This is a genomic window from Peribacillus sp. P4_D6, assembly GCF_056401795.1.
Map to the genome: position 1 here is coordinate 16,789 of NZ_JBFUIQ010000019.1, position 14,835 is coordinate 31,623.

At 42.9% G+C, this 14,835-nt stretch carries 13 protein-coding genes and 1 pseudogene; 6 read left to right on the forward strand and 8 right to left on the reverse strand.

Going from position 1 to position 14,835, the window contains the following annotated elements:
* Positions 1-3: 3 nt before the first annotated feature.
* Positions 4-1,326, reverse strand: a complete 1,323-nt coding sequence (locus tag AC1DVB_RS08975) for an APC family permease (RefSeq protein WP_063574788.1) — start codon at positions 1,324-1,326, stop codon at positions 4-6.
* A 373-nt stretch (positions 1,327-1,699) separates the two neighbouring features.
* A complete protein-coding gene (locus tag AC1DVB_RS08980; protein WP_063574787.1) occupies positions 1,700-2,527 on the reverse strand; it encodes an undecaprenyl-diphosphate phosphatase in 828 nt (275 codons plus the stop codon).
* 153 nt (positions 2,528-2,680) lie between these two features.
* On the opposite strand from AC1DVB_RS08980, the gene AC1DVB_RS08985 reads away from it, so the two are divergent.
* Entirely contained in the window at positions 2,681-3,424 is a 744-nt protein-coding gene (locus tag AC1DVB_RS08985) for a glycerophosphodiester phosphodiesterase (RefSeq protein WP_377331274.1), read from the forward strand.
* Between the two features lie 60 nt (positions 3,425-3,484).
* Here the strand turns inward: AC1DVB_RS08985 and AC1DVB_RS08990 are convergent, their stop codons facing one another.
* Complete coding sequence (locus AC1DVB_RS08990) at positions 3,485-3,694, reverse strand: alpha/beta-type small acid-soluble spore protein (RefSeq protein ID WP_034310322.1); 210 nt, start codon at positions 3,692-3,694, stop codon at positions 3,485-3,487.
* Positions 3,695-3,861: 167 nt separating this feature from the next.
* On the opposite strand from AC1DVB_RS08990, the gene AC1DVB_RS08995 reads away from it, so the two are divergent.
* Positions 3,862-5,148 (forward strand): glycoside hydrolase family 18 protein, encoded by a 1,287-nt coding sequence (locus AC1DVB_RS08995; protein ID WP_239859673.1) that lies wholly within the window; start codon positions 3,862-3,864, stop codon positions 5,146-5,148.
* A 245-nt stretch (positions 5,149-5,393) separates the two neighbouring features.
* Positions 5,394-6,386, forward strand: coding sequence for a potassium channel family protein (locus AC1DVB_RS09000; protein ID WP_477588989.1), 993 nt, complete (start codon positions 5,394-5,396; stop codon positions 6,384-6,386).
* Here the strand turns inward: AC1DVB_RS09000 and AC1DVB_RS09005 are convergent.
* The gene (locus tag AC1DVB_RS09005) at positions 6,383-6,787 is read right to left on the reverse strand and encodes a YugN-like family protein (protein ID WP_057278022.1); all 405 of its coding nucleotides are present in this window, start codon (positions 6,785-6,787) and stop codon (positions 6,383-6,385) included. The two genes, AC1DVB_RS09000 and AC1DVB_RS09005, sit on opposite strands and share 4 nt — an antisense overlap.
* A 417-nt stretch (positions 6,788-7,204) precedes the next feature.
* Here AC1DVB_RS09005 and AC1DVB_RS09010 point away from each other — a divergent pair, with 417 nt between their 5' ends.
* Positions 7,205-8,485 carry a M20 family metallopeptidase gene (locus AC1DVB_RS09010; protein ID WP_477588991.1) on the forward strand — a complete coding sequence of 427 codons (1,281 nt, stop codon included), beginning with the start codon at positions 7,205-7,207 and terminating at the stop codon, positions 8,483-8,485.
* A gap of 344 nt (positions 8,486-8,829) precedes the next feature.
* On the opposite strand, the pseudogene AC1DVB_RS09015 reads toward AC1DVB_RS09010, so the two are convergent.
* The 3 genes and pseudogenes from AC1DVB_RS09015 to AC1DVB_RS09025 form a co-directional block, all read right to left on the reverse strand.
* Positions 8,830-9,217 (reverse strand): annotated as a pseudogene (locus AC1DVB_RS09015) (cytochrome c biogenesis CcdA family protein); the annotation flags it as partial.
* A gap of 235 nt (positions 9,218-9,452) precedes the next feature.
* Positions 9,453-10,799 (reverse strand): glucose-6-phosphate isomerase, encoded by a 1,347-nt coding sequence (locus AC1DVB_RS09020; RefSeq protein WP_048678018.1) that lies wholly within the window; start codon positions 10,797-10,799, stop codon positions 9,453-9,455.
* 147 nt (positions 10,800-10,946) lie between these two features.
* Positions 10,947-12,110, reverse strand: a complete 1,164-nt coding sequence (locus tag AC1DVB_RS09025; RefSeq protein WP_477588993.1) for an iron-containing alcohol dehydrogenase — start codon at positions 12,108-12,110, stop codon at positions 10,947-10,949.
* A gap of 203 nt (positions 12,111-12,313) precedes the next feature.
* Between AC1DVB_RS09025 and AC1DVB_RS09030 the strand changes: the two genes are divergently transcribed.
* On the forward strand, positions 12,314-12,547 hold the full coding sequence (locus AC1DVB_RS09030) for a DUF378 domain-containing protein (protein WP_034310308.1): 234 nt from the start codon (positions 12,314-12,316) through the stop codon (positions 12,545-12,547).
* Between the two features lie 136 nt (positions 12,548-12,683).
* On the opposite strand, the gene yugI is transcribed toward AC1DVB_RS09030, so the two are convergent.
* Positions 12,684-13,088 carry a S1 domain-containing post-transcriptional regulator GSP13 gene (yugI, locus tag AC1DVB_RS09035; protein ID WP_034310304.1) on the reverse strand — a complete coding sequence of 135 codons (405 nt, stop codon included), beginning with the start codon at positions 13,086-13,088 and terminating at the stop codon, positions 12,684-12,686.
* 344 nt (positions 13,089-13,432) lie between these two features.
* Here yugI and AC1DVB_RS09040 point away from each other — a divergent pair, with 344 nt between their 5' ends.
* The gene (locus tag AC1DVB_RS09040; protein WP_053536716.1) at positions 13,433-14,776 is read left to right on the forward strand and encodes a sodium-dependent transporter; all 1,344 of its coding nucleotides are present in this window, start codon (positions 13,433-13,435) and stop codon (positions 14,774-14,776) included.
* Positions 14,777-14,835 lie beyond the last annotated feature (59 nt).

A 14,835-nucleotide genomic window follows, 5' to 3' on the forward strand; every position in this document is an offset into this window, starting at 1 on the left:
TCATTAATTTGAACGTTTACCATCCCGCTCGCTTTTCTTAAGGAGCCAGTACACTGGCATACCGATAATGAGGATGATCACTGAGTACAGGGCATTTAAAGGTGTTTGGATTAACGTGCTTAAAACGATGTATATTGCACCAGCAATCGCCACGATGGGGATGAATGGGTAAAACGGCACTTTATACGTTTTTGCATCCGGATCTTTTCTGCGTAAGATGAAGACCGCAAAGAAGGCTAATCCATAAAAACAGAAGACAGAGAAAACAGCCATATTGGTAAGTTTGTCAGGGTCTGTTGCTACCATCATGATGATTGCAATGAACACTTGCAATACCGTGGCATTTATAGGCGTTTTGAACTTGGGCGATATTTTTCCGATTTGTTTATGGCCTGGCATCATTTTATCAGTCGCCATCGCCAAGGTAATGCGCGGGAAGGTCAAAAGCTTTCCGTTCAAGCAACCGAAGATTGAAATCGCAATTCCGATCGATATCAATTTCCCGCCCAATTCACCGAATAGAAGCGTTGCTGCAACATTCGCTGCATTCGTACCATGGGCTATGACTCCCTCCGCCCCCAATACATGAAGCATGGCAAGATTCACACCCAAGTAAGCGACCATGACCACGACCAATCCCGTTATGATTGCCCGCGGCAACGTTTTCTGCGGGTTTTTCATTTCCCCTGCCATGAAGCCGACATTCATCCAGCCATCATACGCCCAGAGCGTTGCCAAAATCGCACCGGCCATACTGATTTTCATTGAACTTTCGCTATCGATATTGAATACAGGCATATCACCTTGTGCGATCCCGAATACCGCTATGAAAATGATCGGGATCAATTTAGCAACGGTCGATAAGGTTTGGATGATACCGCCGTATTTTGTCCCCAGCAAGTTCATGCCTGCTATGAATACAATCGTAAGAATCCCTATCGCCAAAGAGTAGCTTGAAGCGATCTTAAATATTCCTGCAACTAATAACCCGAAGTATAAACTGAGTGCGCCCATGACTGCAGGTCCGTATACCAATGTCTGAACCCAGCCGCATAGGAATCCCCATGCTTTACCGTACACTTCTTCCATATAGACATATAAGCCGCCCGTTTTAGGAATCCGTGTACTCACTTCCGCAATCGTCAACCCGCTTGCAAGGGTAATCAGACCGCCTATCAGCCAAGCTAACAAGGCCATGGTTGAATTACCGCTCAATTCAAGCACGTCACCAGGTCTCATGAAAATACCAGAACCGATAACTGTACCAACTACAATAGATGTTCCAACCCAAAAGCCAATCGTTTTCTTCAATTGGTCATTTCTCATGTTGTCCTCCCCAGGTGTACACATGTACTTTATTTATACTAAAATTATATCATATAAATTATATGGAAATAGTTTATGTAATCATTTGAATATTCCGGAAAATACTCAAACACGTTGGTATCATTACGCTCAGGCAGTTTTATTTTATTTATATTTTTTTACTAATTATGACTGAAACTGCACTGAAAACCGAATATTTTTTTATTATAAAAAGATTTATTGAGTTTTTACTCAATAATGACGAATTAAAAACTTAAAAACTAAATTATCATTCGTTATTAATTTCATAGGAATCCTGCTCATTTTCGGACGCACAAAAAACCACCCCGAATCAACGGGGTGGTTCCTCTCCTCTTTCAAGCTTCATTTCGTATTACCAAATAATGAATAGAAGCACAACCGCCAAGACGATCCGGTAAATGGCAAAAGGAGTCAATTTAACTTTATTGATTAAAATCAAGAAAAAGCGGATACAGAATAATGCAAAGATAAATGCACTGATGAAACCTGCAATAAAGAATGGCAGGACTTCAGGCGTGAAGCTATCCCAGTATTTCACGATTTTCAAGAGACTGGCACCAGCCATGATCGGCACTGCCATGATGAACGTGAAATCGGAAGCAGCCCGATAGCTCATCCCTAATAGCACACCGCCTGATATCGTTGAACCTGAACGGGAAAATCCCGGCCATAGTGACAAACATTGAATTAATCCTACACCTAAGGCTTGTTTATAAGTGATTTGGTCAACCGTCTCTGCAGTCAGCTTTGGACGGAATTTATCCGCAGCAATCATCAAAAATGCGCCTAGGAACAATCCGACGATAACCGTCTTCATCGTAAATAGATGATCATCAATGTAATCTTCGAATAATAGACCTAAAACGCCTGCCGGCAACAATCCGACAATGATCTGCAATAGGTTAAGCTTTTGGCCGTTCCCAGCGGATGTGCCTTTCAGCTTCCTTAAACCAAGCAAGTCCATGAATCGCCCCCAGAAGAGCACCACAACGGCGAGTATCGAACCAAGCTGGATGACCACCTTAAAGGCATTAGCCACTTCACTCCCGAAAAGCTCTTTCGAATTCAGCCATAAATCATCGACGATAATCATATGCCCTGTTGACGATACAGGAGCAAACTCAGTTAATCCTTCTACAAGACCAAGGATAACTGCAACAAAAATTTCCCACATATTCATTTTATTCACCTCATGTTTCGAACACCTATTTATGGAAATACCATATGTATTTTACTCGTTGTTTAAAATATTGTCTATTAAACATTGCTGAAACAATTCAAGCGTACATGTATGATAGKGTTCAAGATAAAGTTTAAAGGGGAAGTGATGATTTTGCAAAACATACTGATTTTCGCCCATAGAGGGTCCAAGGGGACGCATCCTGAAAATACCATGGCAGCCTTTCAAAAGGCGGCAGAAATCGGGGCCGAGGGGATCGAGTTCGATGTCCACCTCAGTTCTGACGGGGAATTGGTCATCATCCATGACGAAACACTTGATCGAACGACCACCCTTACTGGTCATGTAAAAGATCATTCGGCACAAAAACTGAAAACGGCTGATGCCGGGAGCAAATTTTCCAATGAATTCCTTGGGGAGCGGATTCCTTTTTTAAAGGACGTTTTCGACTGGGCTAAGGGAAATGCTTTATTGATGAATGTCGAAATCAAGACGGATAAACTCGTTTATGAAGGAATCGAACAGAAGATCATTGATTCAATTCGTCAATATGGAATGGAAAACCGGGTGATCCTCTCTTCCTTCAACCATCAATCCATTGAAAAAGTGAAGATGCTTGCCCCAGATCTTGAACGGGCATTATTGTTCGAGGGACTTCCTGAAAACTTCGAAGAAATCTTACGTGATAAAAAGGAATCGGGTTTTCATCCAGATAAAAACAGCCTGACTCCAGCGGTTAAAGAAAAAGCGAAAAAACTCGGATATAAAATCCGGCCTTGGGTCGCCAATGATGAAGCCGACATCGTCAGGCTGGCAGAGTTGGGAGTCGACGTCATCATGACCGATTTCCCTGAAAGGGCAATCAAGATTTTAAAAGCTTGGCAGTCACATGGCTGAACCATGCGAAAGAGAAGGAGCGATGCTCCTTCTCTTTCAAATCCATATTTATTCAATTAATTAACGAGAGAAGTTTGAACCGCCTAGTTGTTGTTCAGCCATTTGAACCAAACGTTTTGTGATTTCCCCACCAACAGATCCGTTAGCGCGAGAAGTAGTGTCAGCACCTAGGTTTACACCAAATTCACTAGCGATTTCATTCTTCATTTGTTGTAGGGCTTGTTCTGCACCAGATACTAAAAGTTGATTGCTGTTATTGTTGTTTGCCATGTGTTTTTCACCTCCTACTAATATTAATTAGCATTTTAAGCTTAAATTATTATTGCCAATTTATTGAATTTTTTTCGTTTGCGTTTCTCCCAATCCTGAGCTCTTTATCATGAATTTCTTTTTATGCTCATAAACTGTTAGGAAACTTTCAGTAGGAGGGAAAAGAATTGCAAATACATGTGGTTAGGCCAGGCCAGACGTTATATGGCATCGCCCAGACGTACAGCGTAACCGTTGACAGGCTCGTTGAATCAAATAAGATCCCTAACCCAAATAATCTTGTTTCGGGGCAGGCCCTTGTCATTCCAATCGTCGGCAGTTATTATTTCGTTCAACCGGGTGATAGTCTTTATTCCATTTCCCAAAGGGTTGATGTCCCTGTTCAAGAATTGGCAAATATAAATGGCATTTCCGAAAATCAAATCCTATCCGTTGGATACCGGCTTTATATTCCGGCACGGAGGAAAAGGACCGCCGAATTCAACGGCTATGTCGAGCCGAGGGGTACGACGGTTGCACCGGCCCTTGAGACGGCCGCCAGGGAAGCTGGGCCATATTTAACCTACTTAGCCCCTTTCAGCTTCCAGGCGCTGCGAGACGGCTCCTTAAAAGAGCCATTGCTCGATGACTTCCCTGCCATCGCCAGGGAAAATAAAAATGTCCTGATGATGGTGATTACAAATCAGGAGAATGACCAGTTCAGCGATGAGCTCGGGCGAATCATCTTAACGAATACTTCCGTTCAGAATAAGTTCCTGAACAATATCGTTACAACGGCAAAGAAATACGGTTTCCGGGATATCCACTTTGACTTTGAGTATTTACGGCCGGCCGATAGAGAAGCCTATAATCAATTTCTCCGAAAAGCAAGGGATCGCTTCAAGAAGGAAGGATGGTTCATTTCCACGGCACTGGCCCCTAAAACAAGTGCTGAGCAAAAAGGCCGTTGGTATGAGGCACATGACTATAAAGCACATGGTGAAATCGTCGACTTCGTCATCATCATGACTTATGAATGGGGATATAGCGGCGGACCGGCAATGGCTGTGTCTCCTATTGGACCTGTTCGGGAAGTTCTCGAATATGCCGTCACCGATATTCCTTCCAACAAGATCCTGATGGGGCAAAACCTATATGGCTATGATTGGACCCTGCCTTTTGTACAGGGATCCACTGCCAAGGCTGTGAGTCCGCAGCAGGCCATCCAGATTGCGGCGGCCAATAATGTTGCCATCGAGTATGATGAAACCGCACAGGCCCCGCACTTCAACTATACCGATATAGAGGATAGGCAGCATGAGGTGTGGTTTGAAGATGCCAGATCGATTCAGGCAAAATTCGATTTAATCAAAGAACTGAATCTAAGGGGAATGAGTTATTGGAAGCTCGGCTTAGCCTTCCCTCAAAACTGGCTGCTCATCAGTGATAACTTTAACGTCCGGAGAAGGGTTTAACAAAAGATTTAGGAATACCGAAGCTGAAATGGGCATATAATCAACCATCGAGCATGAAGTCCATTCAGGATACGTGACTCAGCACTAAAAGCCTTCCGACATCTTCCGGAGGGCTTTTATCATTTACCGTAATTCGATCAGGCAATATGCCGATATTCATCATTCAAAGTTTGTCTGTCCGGACCCTTATGAGCCATGCCTTTTTTGACCATACTATAAGGATCAGCTCAAAGGGTGTGAAAATAATGATTCGATTCGGTCCATTCATCAGCACCGTTCCCAGATTTCCGCGTTTCATCAGATTGCTTTCCATCATCGCATTATTTTTACTTTCATTCGGGGTCTTGATCCACATTGTGGAGCCGAAGAGATTCCCCACCTTACTTGATGGCATCTGGTGGGCAATCGTGACGATGTCAACGGTGGGTTATGGAGATTTCACTCCCGTGACCAATCTTGGCAAAATCATTGGGATGGTCCTCATTTTGTCAGGCGCCGGCCTGATTACCTCTTACTTTGCGTACATTGCAAAAATTTCCATTTCAAATGAACAGCAATTTCTAACAGGAAAGAAAGTATTCGGCGGCGGCGGACATATTATCATTGTGGGCTGGAATGGCCGTTCCAAGAGAATCATCCAAAACATCCATGATCGCAAGCACCATCAATCCATTGTCCTTATCGATGATACACTGCAAAAGCACCCGCTTCCACGAACGAATATCCACTTTATCCAAGGAAAAGCTACATTGGATTCCATTTTGCAGAAAGCCAATATTAAACAAGCCATACGCGTCCTGATCACGGCTGACCTTAAACAAGACGAACTGCAAACGGATATGTTCTCGATTTTAACGTTACTGGCCGTCAAAGGGCTGAATCCGCATGTATATTGTCTTGTGGAAATATTGACGCATGAACAAAAGGAAAATGCTTTACGGGCTGGGGCGGACGGTATAGTCGAAACGAATAAATTCGCGAGTGAATATATGCAGGATTGCTTATCGAAGGGGATCATAACGGAAGCCAGAGAACAAAATGAGCTGGATGGATTGAGCCTCAAACAGCTGCCCATCCAGGATGACTGGGCGGAATTGACGTTCAAACAGCTGAACGTTAAGCTATTCGATCAAAACATTTTATTGGTTGGCATCATTTCAGGAGGCAAGACCTTAATCAAGCCCCCCGGAGATGTAATCATCCATCGTGATGACACTCTAATCATCATTGATGATTAATGTAATAAAAGCTTTTCCAGATTACGGACAAGCGCTTTTCCTAAAGAGATATAGTTTTCCGGAAATTCGGCATCCGGATTTTCAGGCTCGGCAAACTGATTGAAGGAGGCGGAAAGGTTTCCGATATTTCCTTCATCGTCATTCCCGTCCTCGTACTTATGAGATAACAAGAACGGTTGTAAGAGTTCGACCATTACCCCGTCCTGATCGAGTGAACCATCAACAGCCTTGAAAGGGACCCGCAAGAATTGGTAGCCATCACTGTCATCAATCTTATAATCAAAAGACCCGTGGTCATAATCCCATCCTCCGCCTATCGCATATCCTTCCGGTTTTAATTTTGTCTCCAAATCGAACAACCCGAATGTTTTCCCTTCCAACTGAGAAGAAATTTTAATCATTGTATAAAACCTCTTTCGCTAATTTTCTATTAGCTTAACCAAAGCGCCTAAAAAAAACCTGGAATGACTCTATTGTCCCCTTGATCAGGCATAAAGGAAGATTGGCTTCCTCACTGATTTCCAAGCTTTCCTTACGCTTTTATTTCAGCTTCGTCGCTCCCTCCTCCTCCTCCATTCGTAATTACTGGATCTTCTGCTGGTAGCGTCAGGAAAAATGCGGTTTTACAACGTTAAGCACAATTTTCCTGACGCTGCCCATATATTACTTTGGCTCTTTGGCTCATTAAGTTTAACTATAGCATTGAACGAGACTTTAAATTCCCCACTTTTAACCTCAGAAATATGAACTAGGAACAGCCCATAGAATAGTATAGAAATACTTGCGGCTAATGCTGGACATGGAGGGGATGTATTTATATGAGTACCAGAATGATCCGGCAACTGATAAGGTCAAGGCAACAGGAATTAGTCGAACTTGCTGCTTCATTTATTCGAATTCCATCTGAAAATCCATCGCCCGAGTTTAAGAAGCGGTCAGCAGAAATGGGACGCCATATTAGCCGATACCTAGCAGCAAAAGGGTTCTTGATTACCGAGCACCGCCGTAGCGAAAATGCGCTGGTTACCGTGGCCTGTGATGCTCCCTTAACCAGGGTACCTGGTCCACGGCTCCTATTTTGTGGACATACAGATGTCGTACCTGCAGGCGATTGTTCACATTGGACCTTCGATCCTTTCTCAGGAGAAGTCAGAGCAGGTATGCTTTTGGGTAGGGGAGCCTCCGATATGAAAGGAGGCTTGGCATCACTGATTTTTGTGGCTGGACTACTTCAGGAGTTCGCCCCCACTCTTAATTTGAAAGGTAGCCTAGGAGTTATTGCCTCTCCGGATGAAGAGACTGGCGGCATTGAGGTGGCCTCGCTCCTGGATCAAGGATTGATTAAGGGTGATGCTTGTCTGATTGGTGAACCAACGGACCGCTACCATCCGAATGCCGGTGAAAAGGGCAAGGCATGGATGCAGGTGATCATACCAGGTCAGACAGATCATGGCAGCCTACAACCGCTTTATGGAATCTCCGCCGTACGAAGAGGGGCAGCCGCGGTCGAAGCACTAACCAAGCTATGGGAGCTCAAGGCAACGCCTCCGCCAGAGCCTTGTCAACTTTTGTACAATACTGAGTGGCTCCTATCTCAGAGTCTAGGAAATCCCTTACTGTCACAGTTACTTTATCGTCCCTCTTACAATCCAGGTATAATCCAGGGAGGAACAAATGTGAACGTCGTCGCAGACAAGTGTATCATTAAAGTGGATACCCGGGTTCCATTCGGTATGAAGCCCGAGTTTGTACTTGATATCGCTAGGAATCTTGTTAGTGCTGTAGCGCCAGGTGCGGTTGTAGAGCCAATGGTACCCTGTACTAACCCGAACTGGACCTTAGAGGATCGTCCAATTGTGAGGGCCATAGAACTGGGAATCCAGCGTGTCCTTGGAATGGAGGAACCCGTCTTCAGCGTACTTTTGCTTGGTTCAAGTGATGCCAGTCACTTCCGGCGCCATGGCATTGAAACCGTCCTTTACGGTCCTGGGCTGGAACACACTATCCATGGGTACGATGAGCGGGTTTCAGTGGAGAACTTAGTAGAATCTGCCGAGATATATGCTGAGACTGCAGTCAAGTATCTTAGGTCATTTTAAATCTATTTTCACTAAATTTTGCACGCGCTACTGCTAATGTTCTCTTTCAAGGTGTATATGGTCGTGGTCATTTGTGGGGATATTTGTATACTCGTTGGTATTAAATTCTTTAGTTCAATGCTAAACTAAATATATTTATTGCGTGTTTTGATCAAACTTTGTTTCAAATTTATATGAAGACCAAAAGCTAAAAAAAGAGCCTGAGCAGAAAAACCGCTTTAGGCTTTTTTCTTTTTGGGAAAAGTGGGAATTCCTTTTTTCTCTGAATGAACTAGGATTTTTTTAAATAATTCTTTGCCTTCTTTTTTAGTCAGGTTCACTTTTTGTATTATTAACATCTGACCTGTAGACAAACCAAGGGTTACAACGGCCCCTAATATGGGTCCTATGCAAGGAGTCCAACCAGCAGCATATCCTATCCCAATTAAAATAGAACCTATCTAACGGATGGGCGATTTTTAAAAGTTATTTTCTTTTCCATCATTAAGAATTTTGGTTGAAAAACCCCAATAATCATTAAACCAAAAACAATTATCAAAATAGCACCTACTTGTCTAATTAAATCAATGTATTCATAAAAGAGATCGTAAATAAAATTGGCCTGCTATTTAATTTGTTAACTGATAATCCTGTAATATAAGATAAAAAAGCAGGATATAAGGGCAAACAGCAAGGAGAGATAAAGGATAAAACCCCAGCACCAAAAGATATAAAAATATTTAAGTCTCCCAATATGATTCCAGTTTTGATTTTCTCTTGTTTTAACATCTTACATCTTCTTTCCATCCGGCAGGCAGGCTTCTTGCGGACCGGGGAACCGTTCTCAGTTTCTCTAGCTCCTCGATACTAATTACCCCCCCACTTTCATTTTCGATACCAGTATCGAATATGTTTATTCTTACCCTTTGGCGTTGAACCAAAAAAAAGGCAACAAGCCGGATGTTATTCCGGCTTGTTGCCTTTTATATTATAAGCGCTGTTCAAGCTCCGCTTTTTTCTTTTCATAACCCGGCTTGCCTAAAAGAGCAAACATGTTCACCTTATAGGCTTCCACTCCAGGCTGATCAAATGGATTTACTCCCAGTAAGTAACCGCTCATTGCACAAGCTTTCTCGAAGAAATATACAAGGTAGCCAAAAGTATAAGCATCGAGCTGAGGAACCGTTACGATCAGGTTGGGAACGCCACCGTCCGTATGGGCTAACAGCGTACCCTCAAATGCTTTATTATTCACGAATTGCACCGTTTCACCTGCTAGGTAATTCAGGCCGTCCAAGTCATTGGCCGCTTCTTCAATCACGATTTCATGACGGGCCTTATCGACTTTGATGACCGTTTCAAAAAGATCACGCCGTCCTTCCTGGACATACTGCCCTAATGAATGCAGGTCGGTCGAGAAGTTAGCCGATGAAGGGAATATCCCTTTTTGATCCTTTCCTTCACTTTCTCCAAATAACTGTTTCCACCACTCAGAGAAGTATTGAAGTCCAGGCTCATAGTTTATCAGCATTTCAATCGTTTTCCCTTTATTGTAAAGGATATTCCGAACCGCCGCATATTGGTATGCCTGATTCTCCCCTAGCTCGGAAGAACTGAAGTCGGCCCTGGCACGCTCGGCTCCCTCCATGATTTGATCGATATCCGCCCCGCTGACAGCAATCGGAAGCAGCCCTACAGCCGTTAAGACCGAGTAACGTCCGCCAACATCATCAGGAATGACGAATGTTTGGAAACCTTCCTCCGTTGCTACCGTTTTTAATGCGCCCTTCTCTTTATCAGTCGTAGCATAAATGCGGCTCTTAGCTTCTTCAACGCCGTATTTTTGTTCAAGCAGTTTCCTGAAAATCCTGAAGGCCAGTGCAGGCTCCGTGGTCGTACCGGATTTAGAGATGACGTTGATCGAGAAATCCCTATTTTCCAATAGGTCCATCACGTCCTGCATATATGTAGAGCTTATATTATTACCGACAAATAAAATTTGCGGTGCTTTCCTTTTATCCGAAGGTAGAATGTTATAAAAACTATGTTGAAGCATCTCAACTGCTGCCCGTGCTCCCAGATATGATCCACCGATTCCGATAACCAGCAGCACTTCTGAATCTTCTTTTATTTTCGCGGCCGCTTTTTTGATTCTTGAGAATTCTTCTTTATCATAATTGGCGGGTAAATCAAGCCAGCCAAGATATTCATTGCCTGCCCCTGTCTGCTCATGCAGGGAATGGTGTGCCACTTTTACAGCATCCTGTAGATAGGTAATTTCATGCTCCCCGAAAAACGGCAGGGCTTTTGAATAATCGAAACGAATATGGGCCATTCAAATTCCTCCTTGAATTCTTTAGTTTCCCTTTCACTTTATCTGATGTAATTCTCATAATCAAGAAATCGATCAAGTAAATAACGAATTATGCATATAAAGCAATCTCCCACCTGGCAAGGAGGGAGATCGGATCATATCACTTGTTTATAAGGAAGCCCGTAAAATGGCAAGGACATCTTCACGGTTCAGGACTTTGAATCGTCCAAATTCCCCTCTGCTCATCGCTTTATCAGCCATGACTTCCAATTGTGAGTCATCGATGCCATAATCCGAAAGATTGGTCGGCGCCCCTAAGCTGCTCCAAAATGACCTAAGTCTTTCAATGCCTTCAAGGGCAGCTTCCTCATCCGTTTTACCTTCCGGATCTACATGGAAAACACGGACTGCAACTTGTTTAAAGCGTGCGACATTTTCATGGAGCACATGCTTCATCCAATTCGGGAATAAGATGGCCAATCCTCCTGCATGCGGGATGTCATAAACAGCTGAAACGGCATGTTCAATGTTATGCGTTGCCCAATCACCGCTGTAACCAACCCCAAGCGACCCATTCAAGGCTAGGTTTCCGGCATACAGGATAGTGGCCCGATGCTCATAATCCTCCAGGTCTTCCAATAGTTTAGGTGCCGTTTCAATCACCGTCGTTAACAGCGATTCACAAAAACGATCTTGCAGCGGTGCATGCGTTTCCGGGTGGAAGTACGTTTCGAATACATGTGACATCATATCGACCATTCCGTATACCGTCTGGTCTTTTGGTACTGAAAAAGTATTTTCAGGGTCCAAAATGGAGAATTGCGGAAATACCAATGGACTTCCCCATCCATATTTCTCTTTCGTTTCCCAGTTTGTTATGACAGATCCGGAATTCGCCTCAGAGCCTGTTGCAGCTAAAGTCAGCACCGTTCCGAATGGAAGGGCCTCTTCGACTGGTGCCTTCTTAATGACAAGATCCCATGGATCACCCTCATATTTAGCACCTGCAACGATGGCCTTTGTAGCGTCTATAACGCTTCCCCCTCCAACCGCAAGGACAAAGTCAATCCCATGTTCTTTACAAAGGTCAACACCCTTCCGGACTGTTGAGATGCGTGGATTCGGTTCAACTCCGGAAAGTTCGTGCACCTCTGCATCGATCTCTTTCAAGGCATTGATCACTTTTTCATATAAGCCATTTTTCTTTATGCTTCCCCCGCCATATACAAGTAAAATTCTATCGCCATAGGCGGGAATTTCAGTTTTTAAGCTTTCAAGCTGACCTTTTCCGAAAATTACTTTTGTAGGATTTTTATATGTGAAATTCTCCAATGGTATCTCTCCTTTAATGCCACATTGACTCCGTTTTCGAATGAACGACAGGGCCAAGGCTAGTTTTTCTTTTTATTTATTATGACCAATGTTCCATTTAAATACAAAACATCCGCCCGTAACTTTTGAGTGGATGTATATTTACATGCTGAAAATGCATGATAAGTAAAGAACTGATTTTTTCAAAAAAAGGAGGCTGCACAATGAGTGGAATACAAAGAATTGCACTTGTTCTTACTATAATCGGGGCAATCAACTGGGGATTAATAGGGTTTTTCCAATTTGACTTGGTCGCTTCGATTTTCGGGGGGCAAGATGCTGGAATGGCCCGTATCGTTTATGGATTGGTTGGAATTGCCGGTCTCATTAATCTTGGTCTTCTCTTTAAACCAAGTCCTGAAATTTCCAGGGAGCCTGAAACCAAACCGACTCGCTGAGATCTTGATCATCGACAATGTTATGTTCTATAAAATAAAGCCGGACCATGGATAAACACATGACCCGGCTTTATTTCATTCATGTGCACCAGGACAAAAAAAACCGGCTGATCGAGGATCTGCCGGTTCTAAAAAATTATTTTTTGATTAAGTCTTCGCGTTGAGATTGTTCAATCCACTCTTGAAGTTTGTCTTTCAATGTGTTGAAACCTTCAGTAGATTCGATGTGAGATGTCGCTTTAACAGATGCTTGGCGTTTTTTCGGAGCTTTTTTCGGAGCTTCAGTACGCTCAGGAGCTTCTTCTGTAGCGCGGATCGATAAGCCGATTTTTCCAGCAGCTGAATCGATGGAAAGAACTTTAACTTTCACTTCATCGCCCACTTTTAAATGTTCGTTAATATCTTTAACGAAGCCGTGAGTGATTTCAGAAATATGAACTAAACCTTGAGTTGATTCATCTAAAGCAACAAATGCACCGTATGGTTGAATACCAGTAACTTTACCAGCAACTACCGCACCAATTTCGAATTTTTCAGACATGGTAACACTCCTATTTTATATATATTTTTTCGTCTTTTCACGCAATAAAAAATTATATCACATAATTGGAAAATAATCAAAGTTAAGTATACCATACTTTTTGGGATTTTACTCATTAAAAATGTTTGTTTTTTGGAAATAATAAATATTATAAGATCTTTGTATATAACTTAACCTAAAAATTTGCAAATAACCCCTATTTCCCTTAAGATATTTACTCATTTTTCTAAAGATTGTAATATTAAACCTATCCAATTGCCCCTAATCATAGTAAGATGAGAAAATGTTTTAAAAAAAATAATATACAGCTAGATATTCTTTACATCTAAAGGAGTTTTTCCATCATGTCAAAACAAGATCAATGGACTTCAAAACTTGGGTTCATCCTGGCAGCCGCGGGATCCGCTATTGGATTGGGCGCCATCTGGAAGCTCCCGTATATGACTGGGGAAAATGGCGGTGGGGTCTTTTTCCTGCTCTTCATTATATTCACCCTGCTTATCGGGGCACCGATATTAATAGCGGAATTCACGATTGGCCGCAATGCACAGAAAGATGCCATTAGCGCATATAAACATATCGCCCCTGGAAAGCCTTGGGCATTGATTGGATATGGCGGTGTCGTCGCTTCAATCATCCTTCTTTCCTTCTTCAGTGTTGTTGGAGGCTGGATCATCTCCTATTTAGCAAGGAGCTTTACAGGTTCCCTCTCAAACTTGACGCAAGAGGAATATGGGAACTTTTTCAATACGATAATCAGTAATCCTTATGAAACGGTCATCGCTCAGTTATTATTCATGGTCTTTACCATTTGGGTCGTGCAAGGCGGCGTTTCCAAGGGAATTGAAAAGGCTAATAAATATATGATGCCTTCATTGTTCATTCTTTTCATCATCCTTCTTATCCGATCCTTGACTCTGGATGGAGCAATGGAAGGTGTTAAATTCTTCTTGAAACCGGACTTTTCCGCATTAACAGGGGAAACGATCCTATTGGCACTCGGCCAATCCTTCTTTGCACTAAGTGTCGGTGTTTCCGTGATGGTAACCTACGCATCCTATTTAAGTAAAAAAGAAGATATTACAAAATCGGCCTTTTCGGTAGTTGGACTGAATATCTTCATTTCCTTGCTGGCAGGTTTGGTCATCTTCCCGGCTGTTTTCGCACTGGGTTTCAGCCCTTCAAGCGGGCCTGGACTGGTATTTGTCGTGTTGCCTGCCGTCTTCAATGAAATGGCGCTTGGCGGAATCTTCATGTTCATTTTCTTCATATTATTATTATTTGCCACCCTTACGACGGCATTCTCCATTCTCGAAATCGTCGTTGCAGCCATGATCAAGGGGGATTCCGCAAAACGGAAGAAGGCCTCTTGGATAGCTGGTATCACCGTTTTCCTGATTGGGATTCCTAGCGCATTGTCCTTTGGGGTGCTTTCGGATGTGAAGATTTTCAATTTATCCATATTCGATTTCGCTGATTATCTGACAAGCAATATCGCGCTGCCAGTCGGCGCCTTGTTCATATCCCTTTTCATCGGTTATCAAATGAAAAGGATCGAGGTACAAAAGGAGTTCGAAACTGGCGCTGATCCCGGCCGATCACTTTTTAAACTTTGGTACTTCCTGATTCGCTACATCGTGCCGATCATGATCATACTCGTATTCCTTAAGTCAACTAATCTCATTTAACATTCAACATGCCGTTTCGATATTTCTCGATGCGGCATTTTTTTCACAAAACCTACATA